Below are 17,441 nucleotides of genomic sequence, written 5' to 3'. Positions count from 1 at the left end.
TGCCATCTTTTGGTTATTCAAAACTATGAAGCATAAATTTCCCTCACGCTTTCTTACATTTTCGACAAATTGTTTTTTATTTTACAATTCTCTCTTGTTTCAAAAATGCTCTCACTTGTCTTATATTCTTATTGCCTAAATCGTTTTCAACGCTATGCTATCGTCTATGTTTTACCTTGCCCATATATCAGATGTGCACCTTTCACCTCTGCCACAACCTTCTTTATTTGAACTTTGTGGGAAACGCCTTACCGGCTATCTTAATTGGCAAAAAAAACGCAAACACAAAATGGCAACGAATGTTCTTGAAACTTTAATGGATGCCTTAAAAAAAACAAATCCTGATCACCTTGTCATCTCTGGGGATCTTGTTAATCTTGCTCTAGATAAAGAATTTGAACAAGCACACAATTGGTTGCTTACCCAAGGCCAGCCTCAAAATATTTCTTTAATTTTTGGCAATCATGACGCCTATGTTCGTGGAACATTTCAAAAAGCCTGTACTTTCTTTCAACCGTGGATTACAGATGATTTCCCTCAAAATCCTCTCTTTCCTTACATGCGCATTCGCAAAAATGTCGCCATTATAGGAACTTCCTCAGCTATTGCTACACCACCTTTTCTAGCTTCTGGTTATTTTGGCAAAAGGCAAGCGCAAGCTTTATCAAAACTTTTAAATGAGGCAGCAACACGCAATCTTTTTCGTGTCGTTATGATACATCATCCTCCCTTTCACCACGCAACGCCTTGGCATAAAAAATTATGGGGCATCAAGCGTTTTCTAGATGTTATCAAACACCACGGTTGTGAACTCGTTCTTCACGGACATACCCATCTGCCCACATTGCATACTATTAAAGGAACAATGGGAACAATTCCCATTGTTGGTGTTTCTTCTGCATCGCAAGCTTTTGGTGATAAAAAACCACCTGCAGGCTTCAACTTATTTGCTATTGAAGGCTCTCACCATCAATGGAGCTGCCAATTACAACGTTATAGTCTTATCAATCAAAATAATGAAATAGCCTGCACTGAAACAATTAATCTTTAAACGCTTTGTAAAAATAATCCCAAAGCTACCAAAATAATCAAAAAAAAAATATTTTTGCTTTATATCCCTTTAAATAATAGCTTTGTCTCCCCCTTATTCTAAGGTAAAAAATCTTAAACCACCAAAATCATGACGGATCAATTTCTCTCGAGATTATGTTCCATCTTCTGGACACTGATGTGATTCACGCCATAAGCTCACTGAAAAAGTCCTGATCAAAAATATTCCATTTAACTTCACTTTTCTCTGCTTAGTTGATGCAAAAGAACACAAAAACGAGATACAGACAGCCATTATTTACATATGATGTATCCTTATATCTCTCTTCCGCAACACAATATTTTACAGTGCTACAGACAATGAGAAGAAATTTTTTATATAAAAGGAACAACCGTTGTACCTAGAGGCAACTTAGCCTCATTTTCAGGCTCAACATGAATAGAAATACGCACATTATCAAATTCTTCTTGAAGAACAGCTTCAATTTTATCACAAATCTGATGCGCTTCTCCTACAGACATTGCAGCTGGTACAACCAAATGAAACTCTATAAAAGTGACTCTCCCAGCAACACGTGTAAGCAAATCATGGACTTCAAGTGCACCCTGTGCATTTGCAGAAATAAGTTCACGAATCCGCATGGTTTCATTCAACTCAACTCCAACATCCATCAACCCTTGTACGGCACTCCTAATCACCTTCCACCCTTGCAAAAGAATATTAACAGCAACAATGATTGCTAAAATCGGATCTAAAATACTCCATCCCCCCATAAAACCAGCAACCAAACCAATTAAAATGGCAACAGAAGTAAAAACATCCGTTATGAAATGCACTCCATCAGCTTTAAGAGCCGGTGAACGGTGGATATTTCCCTGTCGAATTAAAACCCACCCCCATAGATAATTAATGACACTTGCAACAAGATGAATAACCAGCCATATACCGGGTTTTTGTAATAATTTAACGGTCGAAAGAGCTATCCATGCTTCTCTTAAAATAATAATTGCCGCAATAATGATCAGGATTCCTTCAAGAATCGCAGAAAAATATTCCGCCTTATGATGTCCGAAAGGATGATCATGATCCGCCGGCTTCATACTTACTTTAACAGCCCACCACGCTGCCAATGTAGCAAGTATATTTACGATTGATTCCAATGCATCAGAATAAAGCGCAACTGAACCGGTAATGTGATATGCCCAATATTTCAAAGCAAAAACGATACAAGCAACGAAAATAGAGTATAAAGTTAAGCTTTGTATATTGGTTTTTACATTCATAACCATACCCTCTTCTTCACTCAATAAGAAAGAACACTTTCAACCACATACTCTATGATATTTTTGAAATGTTACCAATATTTTCTCAATATCACAAAAGCTGACTATACAATAAACGGCTCCCGCAACGCATCATTGTTTCGCAAAAACAGCCAAGCTATAAGATATAACATAACAAATAGAGTAATGTGGATATGTCTCAAACAAGAAAAAAATTCTCTAAAAGAAAACAACCCCACTACCCTCATGATTAATAAATTTTTGAGTGGCTTAATACCGATAGGTTCCTATAATCGCAAAAATATCTGTTATCTTTCCTCAACCGTATTTATTCATATACCGTTTATCAAACTTTTATGCGTATCAAACGCATCAAGAGAGCAGTATAATTGCACACAGCAAAAAAAATCGCTTAGACAAGCTTATACTTTAACGTGTCAAAAAGTATGACCGCGAAAACAATATGAAAACTATTTTCAGAAAAAAAGAAAGACAATCACTCCCCAAAAAGAATCTGGGCATTGGGGACCCAGATTCTTTTCCCTTAGAAATTTAAGGATATGCAGAGTTTAGGAAATAGCGGGGACCTAAAACCCTGCACCCGACACGAGAACAAAACTAATTGCATCGCACTCGGTATCTCATTAGTATACTAATAGTTGCATTGTGTCAACATAAATTCTACCATAGGTTTAAATAATATTTTTTTCGTTTTTCTTATTCAAAATAAAGCAAACATTTAACATCTAGCAATTTAAAAAAAAGAGCACTAAAAATTCCCCCTATGCATTTGAATATTACAACAATCTCCGAAATTGATGACACACGTTTGAGAGACTATCAGAACATCCGTGAAAAAGATCTTGTTGGTCGGCAACGACAATTTATTGCTGAAGGTAAAGTAATATTGTCAGCATTACTGCATTCGAAAGAATTTTCTACTCTCTCCCTGTTAATAGTGACAGAACGCCTTCCTGGACTTATGCCCCTTTTAGAGCAAACACAGCCAACATGTCCTATTTATTGCGTTCCGCAAAAAATTATGGACAATATTGTAGGCTTCCATGTTCATCGTGGTATACTCGGTATAGGCAAACGCAGAATATTACCGTCATTACAAAAATTTTTACACGATTTACCAGAAGAAGCTTTGATTCTCATTTTATGCGGTATCTCTAACCATGATAATATGGGCTCTATTTTTCGCAACGCAGCAGCCTTTGCTATTAATGGTATTATCGTTGACAAAACCTCATGCGATCCGCTTTACCGTAAATCAATCAGAGTTTCTGCTGGCGCAGCTCTAAAAGTACCCTATACGCAAGGTGCTGATATTAATAACATTCTAGAAACTCTCCATGATGCAGATTTTCATACTTATGCACTTTCCCCCTCTGCTTCATGCACTCTCAAGCAAGCAAAAACATCCAAAAGAACAGCGCTTATTTTTGGAACCGAAGGTGATGGTTTGCCATCCCATGTACTAGAAAAATCAGAAACCTTACGTATTCCCATGGCCCGCGGTTTTGATAGCCTCAATGTTGCCACAGCCTCAGGTATTGCACTCGCTCACTTTTGTGATTTTGCTAAACTTCACTAACAATAATAACAATTCAAGTGGAGGAAAATATCTCCCACCCGAGCATGTCATTTTTATTTATAAAAGGCGGTTTAAGTTTGAAAAGTAACGGCCGTTTTTGTTTCCAGATTACACAAAACGCGCTTTAACATCATTTCAGTATCAGCAGCACGTTCCGAATGAGTTACAAATCCACCGCCCAGAACACGTGCGGCATCACCATTCCCATCATAAAGAACACAAGCTTGCCCTGGTGCTACACCATTCTCACGTTCCAACAAGTCAACGGAAAAAACACCTTCTTGATAATGTAAGCGCGCAAGATGTGGAGGGCGCGTTGAACGAACTTTTACAGCCACTTCAACACCATCGGGAGGAAAATTATCCAACCGCTCATCCCCAAGCCAATTTACATCACGCAAAAAAAGCTTATGTGTTTCCAGCATTTCACGCGGACCAACAATAACACGCGCATTTTCTACATCGAGATAAACCACATAAAGTGGTTCACCCGTTGCAACACCAATACCGCGACGTTGACCAACAGTATAATTAACAATCCCTGAATGTTTTCCTAAAACCTGCCCATCAATATGCACAATAACTCCAGGATTAGCAGCTTCCGGACGCAATTTTGTGATAACATCAGAATATTTGCCTTGTGGAACAAAACAAATATCTTGGCTGTCATGTTTATTAGCAACAACAAAGCCCATTTCTGCCGCTATTTCACGAACACGTGCTTTCGGAAGATCACCAAGTGGAAAACGCAAATAATCAATCTGCTCTTGTGTTGTTGCAAAAAGAAAATAACTCTGATCACGATCATTATCGAGAGGACGAAACAGTGCCCGATGCACACCATGGGGGCGCGAACGAATATAATGTCCTGTTGCCAAAGCATCTGCACCTAATTCGCGCGCAGTCGCTAATAAATCAGCAAACTTGACAGTCTGATTGCATGCAACACAGGGCACTGGTGTCTCCCCATGTGCATAACTTTCTGCAAAAGGATCAATCACCGCTTCACGAAATCGCTTTTCATAATCAAGAACATAATGAGGTATCCCCAATGTCTCTGCTACACGGCGGGCATCTTCAATATCTTGCCCAGCACAACACGCCCCTACCCGATGTGTTGCAGCACCATGATCATAAAGCTGTAACGTGATCCCAATGACATCATACCCTTCCTTTTTCAAAAGGCCTGCAACAACTGATGAATCAACTCCTCCCGACATTGCTACAACAATGCGAGAATTCTCAGGTTGTCCTGGTAAATCAAGACTGTTTAAAAACATATATTCATTCTCTATTAATGGATACCCATTCCTTCATGTTCTTATGGGTGCTCTTCATTATCCGCTTATATTGTTTTTTTATCCTTTTCACAACCAAGAGCATCATTTTCTTAAAAATGCCTGCAAACAAAAAAAGAGTGATAGAAATAAGGCATAATAAAAATCCGATAAAATATTGCAATAAGCTCTTCTATGCACTTCACTTTGCACTCATTTTTATACGCTGACTTACTTTATTAATTTTTTTTCAACGGGTTTAGTTCTTTTTTAAATTTCATGTTTTACAAACGAATCAAGTCCTTGACTCAAGGTAGAGGATACAATGACCAATTTGATAAAAACACAAATGAAATATGTTATTGGGCCAGATGGAAGTCCACTTACAATCGCCGATCTACCGCCGAAAACAACAAGGCGCTGGGTAATCCGTCGCAAAGCTGAAGTTGTTGCGGCTGTTAGAGGTGGATTGTTAAGTCTTGATGAAGCGTGTCAGCGCTATACTTTGACCGTAGAAGAATTTCTTTCATGGCAAAGTTTAATTGATGAACACGGTTTAGCTGGATTGCGAACGACCAGAATCCAACATTACAGGCACTAGTTGCCATTGATAATGTTTCGATAGCGGCTCAAAAACACTTTAAAAACAGCCAAACTTTTAAAAAGTTTGGCTGTTTTTTGTGCTTTCAGTATTAAGCATCTCAAAGAACTTATTTCTAAAATCTCACTTTTATTATCCAGTCATTGAGTGAGAATGAATTGAATCATCATCTGCAATTGCTTTCTTTTCCCGTGCCTCAAGAAGCTGTGCATGTTGCAACTCTGTATTAATTTCATGGAGAGCAATTTCAGCATTTGTTTTTTGAATCTGCAAATCACGAATCGAATTTATAAGATTATCACGCCTTTGCCGCGCCGCACGGGCAAAAGCAGAATAAGCAAAATGGTGCACATCATTGTTTCCAGATTTGCGCTCTTCGTTAATAATTTGTGCTTCCAGTTCTAACACCATTCGCTCAAATTCTGCGATCATCATTTCAAGCTGTGCAATTTCACGACGCTTTCCACGCGCTTGAAACATCCTTAATCGCACCATACTTTCCCGTGGCTTCATACTCACTACTCCTCGATTGCGCCAACTCAAAACGCGTATTCGCATTCTTACATGAACTTCTCGTTATGCTCTTTCTAACGAAAACAGTCCTTTTGGTTATTTAAAACTATAATTTCTCGACATCCTTAAAGCGTTTGTGAACACAACTTACTTTAAAAAGATATAACTCTTTCTTTACTTTTCACCTGCACTATAGAGTGAAGAGGTTTAAAGCTCAGTAAATAAAAACTGAAATTGTAAAAAAGTAATTTAAAATGATCTCTTATAAGATTTTTTTTAAGTTAAAGATTAAGTAAAAAAATGCTGCATTTTTCATTAAATGAAAAGATATGCGGTTATTTCTAAAATAATTTTTTAACCTCTTTCAAAAATAAAAATATTTTGTTAACCACTATCGCAGATAGTGGGAAATGCAGTAGTGATTGTTACGCGTACTACTGAAATATTCATAGACACTTTATATTATAAGTGTTTGATTTCATGAATTGTTTTTATCACGGCTGGTAAACCCGCTATTGATAAAAAAATGCTCCTTTTGATTCGGAGGAGCAAAGTGAGGGATCTAAAATGCGCGTATTATTAATTGAAGACGATAAAGCGATGACTCAAAGCATTGAATTAATGCTAAAGTCAGCAAACTTTAATGTTTATATCACTGATCTAGGTGAAGAAGGTGTCGATTTAGGTAAGCTTTATGACTATGATATTATTTTGCTTGATCTCAATCTCCCTGATATATCAGGTTATGATGTCTTAAGGACTCTAAGATTAGCAAAAATAAAGACCCCTGTCCTCATTCTTTCCGGTATGAATGCCATTGAAGATAAAGTTCGTGGTTTTGGCTTTGGTGCAGATGATTATATGACGAAGCCATTCCATAAAGATGAGCTTATTGCGCGTATTCATGCGGTTGTTCGTCGCTCGAAAGGGCATGCGCAATCAGTTATTGTTACCGGCGATCTCACCGTTAACCTTGACGCAAAAACAGTAGAAGTTGCTGGGCATCCTGTGCATTTAACTGGTAAAGAGTATCAAATGCTAGAGCTTCTCTCTCTACGTAAAGGTACTACACTCACCAAGGAAATGTTTCTCAATCATCTCTATGGTGGAATGGATGAACCAGAACTTAAAATTATTGATGTCTTTATCTGTAAACTGCGGAAGAAATTGGAAGCAATCTCTTCTAATGTAAACTACATTGATACCGTTTGGGGACGTGGTTATGTGTTACGTGATCCAATTGAAGAGAACGTTCGTAAAACCGCTTAAGCAGTGAAATGCACATTGTAAAATCTCGGAGTGTAGCGGGCCGAGATTTTTTCTCTGTTATAATAAACGGCTCGCACACAAATAATCTCTTGTATATAGAGAATGCTTAAGGCTTTAATAGTCCAAACGTCCGGTTTGCAGATACAATCTAAGCCGTCTTTTCTTTAGCATGGTTTAAGTGCTTCTCTTTTTTTCAAAGCTTCTTTATACTTTCTAAAATAATACAGCCTTCAGTTTCATCGATATTTATTTGCATATCTGTTATCTCAGCAAGTAACAGTGTGTAATAAAATTGGATGGCATGAGCATCGACAAATTCTTCTTGAACGTCTCCTTTATATAACGCAATAAAATGAGGCGGAAGACGTAAAATTTTACCGCAAATCTCAAATCGAAAAGAACGCTTCTCTTCATCTTGCAAAATCATAACAACGATTTCTCCCTCACGAAAAACTGTTGCGTTTGCAATCAATAATAAATTAAGCAAAAGCTTAACTTCATTTTTTGGTAAAAGCAGAGAGGGTGCTTTCCATTTTAAAATTGCTTTTTCTTCTTTCATATATTGTTGTGCAACTTGCTCAGCAGAACGTGTATCTATTTGTCCCCCACTTGCTCCTGCAAAACCGAAAGCCAATCGCGCAAATTGTAGACGCGCAGAGGCACTCGCAACAGACAAACGCACCAATTGCAAAGCATCTTCTTCAGCTCCTCCTTCATCATAGAGCTCCATTGCATTTTGAATAGCGCCAACAGGTGAAACCAAATCATGGCAAATACGACTACAAAGCAAAGCAGCAAGATCAGTAGGATTTAAAGAAATAGCTAAAGTCATAATTATTGAGAACTCCTCGATTTAAAAATAAACTTCATTTTAAAGAAAAACTCTTAACATCCAATGCATACATACAAGGAAACTTTAACAATCAGGATATTTTTTTCAGAAACAAATTCAAAAATCGAAATAAATTTACTTCTTATTTTTTATTTGAATAGAATAAAAATCCTAATATTATCTTTTTGTTTCTAACTAATAAAAGGGAAAAACTCTATGGCTCTCTCTCTTCTCATACGCTGGTACAAAAATATTGTATCTGTCATCTTCCTTTTATTCGTCATCATAAATACTGCAAATGCTCACCTCCGACCAATAGAACAAAATGAACCCCACTATTCGTTGCAAGAAATTATCGATTCTGGTCATACTTTTTTTGGAAAAACTGCCAGCGGTATAGCAGTAGCAATTCAAAATATTTTTTCACAATACGGTTATCCCAATGCCTATATATTAGGAGAAGAAGCTTCTGGTGCTTTTTTTGCTGGCTTAACCTATGGTGAAGGAAAACTTTTTACCAAAAACTACGGTCAGCATAAAGTTTTTTGGCAAGGTCCCTCTGTGGGATGGGATCTTGGCGGACAAGGTTCTCGTTTAATGGTGTTAGTTTACGATCTTAATACTATAAATAATTTATGGGGACGCTATGGCGGTATTTCAGGTTCGGCCTATTTAATTGCAGGTGTTGGTTTTCATGTTCTTAAACGCCACAATGTTTTATTAGTTCCAATACGTACAGGCATTGGCGCACGTCTTGGTATTAATGTGGGATATTTAAAATTAACGCCCACACCAACATGGAACCCGTTTTAAATGAACTTTTACTAAAAAGAGGTTTTATGCTTATCCAATCGTTTCTTTTTTTTATTTTTGGAGTTGCTTTTACCTCTTGGTTACTCGTGCTTTTTGCTCCTCTTATTTGGCGCAGAGCTGTTCATTTTGCGCATAAAGATATTTCTGCACAAATCCCGTTATCATATACTGAAATACAAGCGAACTACGATTTTCTTCGCGCACAACATGCTGTGGAACAAGCGCACAATGAACAAAAATACGACTGTTTGCAAAAAAAATATGCTCAACAGAAAATACAACTTAGCCAAGTAACAGAACAGCTTTATCGATTATGTCTTCCCATACCAGATACATCTTCCTCCCCAAAAGAAGCACTCATAATCGAACAAAGTTCTGATGCGACAAATATTTTTATAATGGAAATGAAAACTATGCATGAAAAAATTGCACATTATCAGCAATGTTTAGAAAAAATTCAAACCAACGAGCTTGACAGCACAAAGAACCAAAAACTCCTAAATGAATTGCGTGAAGAAACAAAGGAATTAGCAGCAATGTTAGCTGCTCAAATAGCATTACAAGAGGGTGAATCATCCCCTATCAACATATTGACAAAAAATTCTAAAAGTAAAAATGACCTAGCATCGCTTATTCAGAAAAAAATAGCCTCCACCAAAAAAATACCTCTTTAAATTGTCTTTTAAAACCACTTAAGTGAAGATCTAGAATAATAAACACTGACGATCTTTATAGAGAGGTAAGCTATTCTCTTAGCAAAAGAACTGCTCATTCTGACTTTATTTTTTAATCACAAATCAAAAATACTTTCCAAGATAAAACCAAAAACAAAATTCATTCTTAAACAGCTTTAAGAAATAAAACATTCCATCAAGAATGATAAAAATCCCTTATTTTCTGAATAACCATATCCTGATCAGTGTGCGTTAAATAAGGGTGCATCGGTAAACTTAAAACACAGTTTCCCAAAGATTCAGAAACAGAAAGAGAATTTTTTACAGAAGGGAAGTGTTTATAAGCGGGCTGTTGATGCAATGGAGTTTTATAATAAACCATTGTAGGAATAGATTCTTTCTGTAAATAATCCTTTAATTTGTCACGTTCTTTCACCTTAATCGTATATTGTGCATAGGCACACCGCACATCCTCTGCCACTTCTGGAACTGTGACAATATCTCTTAAACCCTCGGAATAACGTCGAGCAATTGCCACTCGCTTTTCCATTTCATCTTCAAAGATCTCAAGTTTTTCTAGCAAAATTGCAGCCTGAATAGTATCCAGACGTGAATTCATGCCGATACGTATATTATCATATTGCGTTTCACCTTTACCATGAAACAAAATAGAACGTAAAAGTGTTGCCAAATTATCATCATTGGTCATCATAGCACCTCCATCGCCATAACATCCCAATGGTTTTGCAGGATAAAAGCTTGTCGCGGCAACATTACCAAAAGCTCCGCACATAATATTACCGCTTCTTCCCCCCATCGATTGAGCAGCATCTTCAATAACAAAAAGATTTTCCTTTACTGCTACTTTAGCAATTTGTGCATAATCAGCAGGAAGCCCAAATAAATCCACAGCAATAATTGCCTTTGGTTTAAGACGCCCCTCTTTTTTAATCATTTTGATTGCTTCACAAAGTTTTTCAACATCAATATTGAATGTGTCAGGCAGAACATCAATAAAAACCGGCTCAGCTCCTACTAAAGCGACAACTTCAGCGGTTGCGGAAAATGTGAAACTAGGACAAAAAACAGCATCCCCTGGACCGACATTATGAGCCATAAGAGGCATTTTCAATGCATCAGTTCCATTAGCGCATGCAACCACATGTTTAACACCAAGATAATCTGCTAATCGTTCTTCAAACTCTGTTACTTTTGGCCCTAAAATATACTTACCACTAGCGACCACATGCGCGATTGCAGAATTAATTTTATCTTTAATGCGCACACGCTGCGCTTCAAGGTCGATGAATTGCATATTAACTCCATTGATCATCACAATAATGTACGAGCATTACTTATCTTCTTTAATATAATTGAAACTAGCAGCAGTTAAAATCCGTAAAACAGCAATAGCATCATCACCATTTGTGCGAGGCGATTGACGCGTTTCAACACAATGAAGGAAATGTTGCAATTCGCAAGTAAGCGGCAAATCTTCACAAACATCAATGTAATTCAACGCATCAGTGCTAAAAGCCCACTCTTGATTCTCTTTCCAAACAGCAAAACGGTGTAATGCCAATTTACGGTTCCATGGTTCCATATCATCAAAAACGAGCATAGCTTTTGTCCCAACAACCGTTAAGCGCCTCTCGCGATAAGGACTAAGACGTGAAGTAAAAAGATGACTCCGTATACCATTTGGGAAAGTCATATGAATATGAGCAAAGTCAGAAATCTGATCAATGACAGCAGCCCCCTCGCCACGAACCTCAGAAGGTTCACATCCTGTTAAAGCCAAAATCATTGAGAGATCATGAGGAGCAAGATCCCATAAAGCATCGCTTTGTGTATGAAATTTTCCAAAACCTAATCGGTGAGAATAAATATAACGTACATCACCCAGATCTCCTTTTGCTACCAACTCACACATTTTTTCAAAAGCAGGATGAAACCGCAAAATATGACCAACCATAAAAATTCGTTCATATTCACCAGCAACTTGGACTTGATATTCAGCATCCGCTACATTCAATGCAATTGGTTTTTCAACCAAAACATCCTTACCATTTTTAAGAGCACACAGTGCATTTTCTGTATGAAGTTGTGGAGGCAATGCCAGAATCAATGCATCAATATCTTTACGAGTAAAAAGATCTTCAGGCGCAATAGCTTCAACCCCATACATGCAAGCAAAGCTTGCAGCACGCTCAACATTCATATCAGAAACTGCTGCTAAAGCTCCAAGTTGTTGGAGTGTTCGTATATGATTCCCCCCCCAATGACCGCATCCTAAAACCGCTACACGTGGCACCATTTTTATGCTTTACCCCTACCCATCAATAAAAAAAATATACTTTCATTCATTCCATATCGAGGATGAAATAGAATGACAAGAGAAAAGCTTAAAAACGATGCTTGACATCTTACTATTCTACCTCTTATATCCGCAAAAGATAAGATGAATTGCAATGATATTTATCTGTTTTGGCGGAGTAGCTCAGTAGGTTAGAGCAGAGGAATCATAATCCTTGTGTCGGGGGTTCAAATCCCTCCTCCGCTACCATCTTGTTTTTCAGAATGCTTTTTAAAGAGTTTTATTGTTCGTCTGTTTGCTTTGTCAGCGTGTTTTGTACAAAACTCTAAAAACGACAAATTCACATTAAGAAAGCACCAACAATTACACAAAAACAGTTTAGCAGCCATCTCATAAAAAGAGCATAATTCTTTTTACAGGGATATAATCTCATGAGTATAAAAATCTTTATTATGACTTTTTGCTGATTTTGAAGCGAATTTCATTTTTGATTTTTTGGTATCAAACTTTCATTTGGAAATAATGCCTTTAATGATAAAAATACACATAAAGACAATATATTATCAAGTATTCCTCTCTCATCCACCTCTTTCCACTTAGCACAAAAGCGCATGTTACAGTTGAGCCTTTTTAAGGGACACTCAAAAGTTCTACAAAAACCTTTCAAAAATTATTTTAAATCTCCTGATATTTTTATAAGAACCCCCTCAAATTTCTCCCATTCTGATTCTGAGGTGGCACCATAAAAACATTTTCTATTGCATGATTATAGCTGCACAGACACCATCATTCTCATTCATCATTTTTTCTTTTTGGTTTTTTAGCTACCATTTCATTATTTTCTCTTTGTGTCTTAAATCTATTAAGATTATTATAAGATAATATGCACTATTTATGAATAATAACAGCATAATAATAGACAATAAGTTAAGTTTATAATTTAAATATATTATCAATTTTATTTTAACACAAATATAATAAATTATAAATTTAAATAAAAATATTAATTATTAGTATATATTAAAAATATACACATTATGTATTAAATAATAAAAATGATTTATTTTACCATTTAAAGTAAATTATTAATATTTGACAAACAACAACAATTAACTCATGTTATATAAATAAATATTATTAATGATAAGACATCCATTGTTTAGCCTTCTTATAAGCGGGGGAATGACACTGGCCGCTTATGAGTATCGGAAAATACAAATGTCTAAAAAATTCCTTTTGTCCTGCACAACAGCTGCAGCAGTTGTGCTGTTTGGCACCCATCATAACCTACAAGCTTCTGAAAAACTTGAAGCTGGTAAAGGAGCAGTAAAAACAGCTACAACAGGAGCAACCTACGAAAAACTCCAAGCATTAGATGGCGGCAGAATCTTTGGCACTAATTTAGAAATCATTGGAAATAAAGATATAAATAAAATCACAATGGAATTTGCTGTAGCAGCTAAAGACAAAGGCAGTTATATTCAATTATCTAACACAACCATTAAAGGAACTGGTTCTGATATTTTCCGCGGGCTTGAAGCAAAAAATGATGCCGCAATTAAAATGACTGGAGGATCCATTACAGCTACTGCATTTGCTGTTTCTTTTTTCAACAGCAGACCTTATGGTGACAAAAACATACTAGAAAATGTAAAAATTTCAGTCATTGGCAGCGAGCCGCAATACACCGCGATAGATGCCTATAACAGCTTCCTCACTTTGAAAAATGTAACTGCTTCAGCTAGCATTGCTTTACAGGCAAGAAAGAATGCCAGTGTAGCAGTATCAGGGGGATCCTTTAATGGACAAGTGGGTGCTGAGAGCGGCAGCTTTATTACTCTGACAGACAATGTTAAAATAACCTCTAATCAATATGGACTCTGGGCAAAAGATCCACAATCACTAATCCAGATGATAGGAGGAAAAATCACCGGAAAAGAAACTGCAGTAGTAGCAACAAACAATACGCGCATCATGCTCACAGATGTTTCTATAAAAGCAGGTGGTAATGGAACCGGTGTACGTTCCGCCGATAGCACAATTGAGCTGTATGGGAATACAGAAATTACAGATACTTCTATCGGGCTCGAAGTAGCAGGCTACAACAACAGCAAAATCAACGTATATGGCTCAAAAGATAAGCCTATCAAAATTACCGGAAAAAAAATCGGAGTGAATGCAGCAAACTCCGGGCATATCTTTGCCGAAAATGTCACTATAAAAGCAAATGGAAGCGGAATTGGCGCATATTCCTACCGCCCACAGCGTAACGATAACGAATCACCTTCCGATTCCCCAAGCAGCTTAATTGAATTGAGTGGAAATACAGAGATTACAGATGCCTTAATCGGGCTCAAGGCAGAAGGTAGTGGTGAAATCAAGGTGCTTGGATCAAAAGATCCCTTTATAAATACGCCTATCAAAATCACCGGAAAAGAAATCGGAGTGAATGCAGCACATGCTGGGCATATCACTGTTACGGATGTTCTTATCAAAACAGATGGCAATGGAATTGGCGTACAAGCTACTGACCAAAACAGCATGATTGAATTGGATGGAAATACAGAGATTACAGATGCCTTAATCGGGCTCAAAGCAGAAGGTAGTGGTACAATCAAAGTAACGGGATCAGAAGATAAACCTATCAAAATCACTGGGCAACAAACTGCTATGGTAGCAGCAACGTGGGGACACATCACTGCCACAAATGTTCTGCTTCAAACAAATGGCTACGGAATCGGCGTACAAGCCGTTGGAAGTAGCATTCTTGAATTGAGTGGAAATACAGAGATTAAAGATGCTTTAATCGGGCTCTGGGCGCAAGCTAATAGCCAAATCAAAGTAACCGGATCAACAGATACACCTATCAAAGTCTCTGGGCAACAAACTGCTGTGTTAACAGGAACATCATTAAATGGATCTACTACTGGTGGGCGTATCACTATCACAGATGCTGTTCTTAAAACAGATGGCAACGGAACGGGTGTAAGTGCTAATTTCCAAAACAGCATGATCAATTTGCAAAATACAACGATTGAAGATGTTTTAATCGGGATCGAGGCAAACGACGGTGGTATCATCAAGTTAAAGCAAGGAGTTATTACCGCAATAGGAACTGGTGCTTCTTTTAAAAACAGCAAAAGTAACGAAAATACGTTGGAAAATCTCGTAATAACAAGCCATAACTATGAAACCCTGACAAAAGTAGGAATCAATACTTCTGAAAGTAAAGTCACCTTAAAAAACGTCACTGTTAAAAACGCAGAAAATGGTATAAATGCAGATAGTCATTCTGAAATAACAGTATCAGGAGGAACTTTTGATACTGAAATAAATAGTATACAAGCTCAAAATGGCAGTACCATTACTCTAGACGACAACGTTACAGTAACATCTTATGGTGATGGGCTCTATGCAGATGGTGAACAATCTAAAATCACAATGATAGAAGGAACTGTAAAAGCAAGAGAAGCTGCATTTGTTGTAAAAGATGGCGGACAGATTAATGGAAGAAAGATCACTGCAGAAGCAGAAAACAATGGCATAAGGTTTGATAAATCTCAGAAAGACAAAACCTCACAGATCAATTTGACCAATACAATATTACAAGTTGAAAATGCTGTTGGGATCAGTACACAGGGATCAACAGGAAAAGTTAATCTTAAAAACGCAAAAATCCTTGCTGATACGCTACTTACAAACACAATGAATGAAACAAAACCCGATAGGGCTTTCTCACTGGTTACCGATCACACAACTTTACAAGGTAGAGTAAACAATGACAAAAATGGCAGAATACTCTTTGATCTAAAAAATGGTACAACATGGCTCTTAAAAACAAGCATAAACGAAAAAAATAATGATGGCATTCCACTTCATATCACTCAAAGATCACGTTCCGATATTTCTGTGCTTAATCTCGATGACAGTGAAATTGTTTTTCAAGGACCAATAGAAGAGCATTATCATACATTGCATATAGGAACAGGCAAGCCTGATACCACAGAAGTTTACAATGCCTCTGGGAATGCCAAGATTGGCTTTAACATGGCATGGAGTGATGGAGTTGCAAGAGATGAACAAAAAACAGACCGCCTCCTCATCCATGGAGATGTCTCTGGCACCACAACAGTTTATGTCAAAAGCGATTTAGGGAATAAAAAGAATGGAGAAAATACTGCTGATCCCTCAAATACAGGAGGCCTTTCTCTTATCCAAGTCTCTGGAACAGCAAAAGAAGACTCTTTTAAACTGGTAAATGGCTATACCACATTAGGTGGTTTACCTTATAAATACACGCTCACTGCCTATGGACCAACATCAAGCCAAGGCAAAGCCGATATTGCACAAAACCTCTTTGATGAAAAGAATAAAGATTTCTGGGATTTCCGCTTACACAAGGCATTTCTTGACTCTAACACTGAAACAGGGGCGGGTTCTGGCTCTGGTGGTGACATACCTGCTCTCGTACCGCAATCAGCAAGTTATATAGTGATGCCCAATGCTCTCTTCTATGCTGGCTTTACCGACATTGCTAAACAAAGTGCACTATTAGCTGATATATCCACAACACAGAATTATTCTTTCTTCTTTTCAGCCTATGGCAGTACTGCAACCTTAGCTTCCGCGCGGGGTCATTTCCAATATGGCTATGGCGCTGATATTCGCTATGCAACCACACAAGCAGGAGCTTCTTTGGTAGAAATAGAAGGCCAAAACATTACCACGCATTTGGGACTTATGGGTACCTATGGGCAACTGTCTTTTACCCCCAAAGAGATGGAGGATGCTGATAAGAGCACACTCAACAAATGGGCTCTCACAGCTTACGGTAGTCTAGAACATAACAATGGCTTGTATGTCAATCTCTTAGCATCCTATGGCATGGTAAACGGAGATATTGCCACGGCTCTTGTTAAAAATGCTGCGAAATTAAAGGATACAAAAACCTTGAGCGCTTCTGCCACCGTTGGTAAAAAATTTACTACAGGGATGGTAGGAATAGAGTTTGAGCCTCAAGCACAAATTGTTTATCAAAATTTAATGTTTAAACCCATTGAAGATGCGAATGATATGACCATTGATATGAACAATCCTTCTCAATGGTTAATCCGTGTTGGTGGGCGTCTGACCAAAACCCTTTCCACTGAAAACAACCGTCTGATGTCTTTCTATGGAAAAGTCAACTTGATCAAAACATTTGGTGATGAT

13 protein-coding genes and 1 tRNA gene are annotated in these 17,441 nt (G+C 37.5%); 8 read left to right on the top strand and 6 right to left on the bottom strand.

What is annotated here, in order from left to right; translation table 11 throughout:
* Nucleotides 1-154 precede the first annotated feature (154 nt).
* Entirely contained in the window at nt 155-1,051 is an 897-nt protein-coding gene (locus ME1_RS03455; RefSeq protein ID WP_004863254.1) for a metallophosphoesterase family protein, read from the top strand.
* A 374-nt stretch (nt 1,052-1,425) separates the two neighbouring features.
* On the opposite strand, the gene ME1_RS03450 is transcribed toward ME1_RS03455, so the two are convergent.
* A complete protein-coding gene (locus ME1_RS03450) occupies nt 1,426-2,334 on the bottom strand; it encodes a cation diffusion facilitator family transporter (RefSeq protein ID WP_004863252.1) in 909 nt (302 codons plus the stop codon).
* 784 nt (nt 2,335-3,118) lie between these two features.
* Between ME1_RS03450 and ME1_RS03445 the strand changes: the two genes are divergently transcribed.
* A complete protein-coding gene (locus ME1_RS03445) occupies nt 3,119-3,934 on the top strand; it encodes a TrmH family RNA methyltransferase (protein ID WP_004863248.1) in 816 nt (271 codons plus the stop codon).
* 71 nt (nt 3,935-4,005) lie between these two features.
* Here the strand turns inward: ME1_RS03445 and mnmA are convergent, their stop codons facing one another.
* Entirely contained in the window at nt 4,006-5,214 is a 1,209-nt protein-coding gene (gene mnmA / locus ME1_RS03440; protein WP_004863246.1) for a tRNA 2-thiouridine(34) synthase MnmA, read from the bottom strand.
* A 322-nt stretch (nt 5,215-5,536) separates the two neighbouring features.
* Here mnmA and sciP point away from each other — a divergent pair, with 322 nt between their 5' ends.
* Nucleotides 5,537-5,812, top strand: coding sequence for a CtrA inhibitor SciP (sciP, locus tag ME1_RS03435; RefSeq protein ID WP_004863244.1), 276 nt, complete (start codon nt 5,537-5,539; stop codon nt 5,810-5,812).
* Between the two features lie 132 nt (nt 5,813-5,944).
* Here sciP and ME1_RS03430 read toward each other — a convergent pair whose 3' ends face one another.
* The gene (locus ME1_RS03430) at nt 5,945-6,325 is read right to left on the bottom strand and encodes a hypothetical protein (RefSeq protein WP_004863242.1); all 381 of its coding nucleotides are present in this window, start codon (nt 6,323-6,325) and stop codon (nt 5,945-5,947) included.
* Nucleotides 6,326-6,892: 567 nt separating this feature from the next.
* Here ME1_RS03430 and ctrA point away from each other — a divergent pair.
* Nucleotides 6,893-7,594: a response regulator transcription factor CtrA gene (gene ctrA, locus ME1_RS03425; RefSeq protein ID WP_004863240.1), complete on the top strand. Its 702-nt coding sequence runs from the start codon at nt 6,893-6,895 to the stop codon at nt 7,592-7,594.
* A gap of 193 nt (nt 7,595-7,787) precedes the next feature.
* On the opposite strand, the gene chpT is transcribed toward ctrA, so the two are convergent.
* Nucleotides 7,788-8,426 carry a histidine phosphotransferase ChpT gene (gene chpT / locus ME1_RS03420; protein ID WP_004863238.1) on the bottom strand — a complete coding sequence of 213 codons (639 nt, stop codon included), beginning with the start codon at nt 8,424-8,426 and terminating at the stop codon, nt 7,788-7,790.
* A gap of 216 nt (nt 8,427-8,642) precedes the next feature.
* Here chpT and ME1_RS03415 point away from each other — a divergent pair, with 216 nt between their 5' ends.
* On the top strand, nt 8,643-9,239 hold the full coding sequence (locus ME1_RS03415; protein WP_004863236.1) for a DUF1134 domain-containing protein: 597 nt from the start codon (nt 8,643-8,645) through the stop codon (nt 9,237-9,239).
* A 26-nt stretch (nt 9,240-9,265) separates the two neighbouring features.
* Nucleotides 9,266-9,913, top strand: a complete 648-nt coding sequence (locus ME1_RS03410) for a hypothetical protein (RefSeq protein WP_035009306.1) — start codon at nt 9,266-9,268, stop codon at nt 9,911-9,913.
* A gap of 196 nt (nt 9,914-10,109) precedes the next feature.
* Here the strand turns inward: ME1_RS03410 and ME1_RS03405 are convergent, their stop codons facing one another.
* Nucleotides 10,110-11,228, bottom strand: coding sequence for a DegT/DnrJ/EryC1/StrS family aminotransferase (locus ME1_RS03405; RefSeq protein ID WP_004863232.1), 1,119 nt, complete (start codon nt 11,226-11,228; stop codon nt 10,110-10,112).
* Nucleotides 11,229-11,264: 36 nt separating this feature from the next.
* A complete protein-coding gene (locus tag ME1_RS03400; protein WP_004863230.1) occupies nt 11,265-12,230 on the bottom strand; it encodes a Gfo/Idh/MocA family protein in 966 nt (321 codons plus the stop codon).
* A gap of 172 nt (nt 12,231-12,402) precedes the next feature.
* Between ME1_RS03400 and ME1_RS03395 the strand changes: the two genes are divergently transcribed.
* Nucleotides 12,403-12,479: transfer RNA gene (locus tag ME1_RS03395), tRNA-Met, on the top strand.
* 969 nt (nt 12,480-13,448) lie between these two features.
* Nucleotides 13,449-17,441, top strand: a 3,993-nt coding sequence (locus tag ME1_RS08235; protein ID WP_004863228.1) for an autotransporter outer membrane beta-barrel domain-containing protein, incomplete at its 3' end; no start/stop codon positions are given.

This window comes from Bartonella vinsonii subsp. arupensis OK-94-513 (genome assembly GCF_000278235.1).
Lineage (GTDB): Bacteria > Pseudomonadota > Alphaproteobacteria > Rhizobiales > Rhizobiaceae > Bartonella > Bartonella arupensis.
The sequence above is the reverse complement of the archived record's forward strand: the minus strand, read 5'-3'. Positions and strand labels throughout refer to the sequence as shown.

Coding starts and splice junctions, on each gene's coding strand:
- ME1_RS03455 (WP_004863254.1), top strand. CDS start 155: ATGCTATCGTCTATGTTTTACCTTGCCCATATATCAGATGTGCACCTT.
- ME1_RS03450 (WP_004863252.1), bottom strand. CDS start 2,334: ATGAATGTAAAAACCAATATACAAAGCTTAACTTTATACTCTATTTTC.
- ME1_RS03445 (WP_004863248.1), top strand. CDS start 3,119: ATGCATTTGAATATTACAACAATCTCCGAAATTGATGACACACGTTTG.
- mnmA (WP_004863246.1), bottom strand. CDS start 5,214: ATGTTTTTAAACAGTCTTGATTTACCAGGACAACCTGAGAATTCTCGC.
- sciP (WP_004863244.1), top strand. CDS start 5,537: ATGACCAATTTGATAAAAACACAAATGAAATATGTTATTGGGCCAGAT.
- ME1_RS03430 (WP_004863242.1), bottom strand. CDS start 6,325: ATGAAGCCACGGGAAAGTATGGTGCGATTAAGGATGTTTCAAGCGCGT.
- ctrA (WP_004863240.1), top strand. CDS start 6,893: ATGCGCGTATTATTAATTGAAGACGATAAAGCGATGACTCAAAGCATT.
- chpT (WP_004863238.1), bottom strand. CDS start 8,426: ATGACTTTAGCTATTTCTTTAAATCCTACTGATCTTGCTGCTTTGCTT.
- ME1_RS03415 (WP_004863236.1), top strand. CDS start 8,643: ATGGCTCTCTCTCTTCTCATACGCTGGTACAAAAATATTGTATCTGTC.
- ME1_RS03410 (WP_035009306.1), top strand. CDS start 9,266: ATGCTTATCCAATCGTTTCTTTTTTTTATTTTTGGAGTTGCTTTTACC.
- ME1_RS03405 (WP_004863232.1), bottom strand. CDS start 11,228: ATGCAATTCATCGACCTTGAAGCGCAGCGTGTGCGCATTAAAGATAAA.
- ME1_RS03400 (WP_004863230.1), bottom strand. CDS start 12,230: ATGGTGCCACGTGTAGCGGTTTTAGGATGCGGTCATTGGGGGGGGAAT.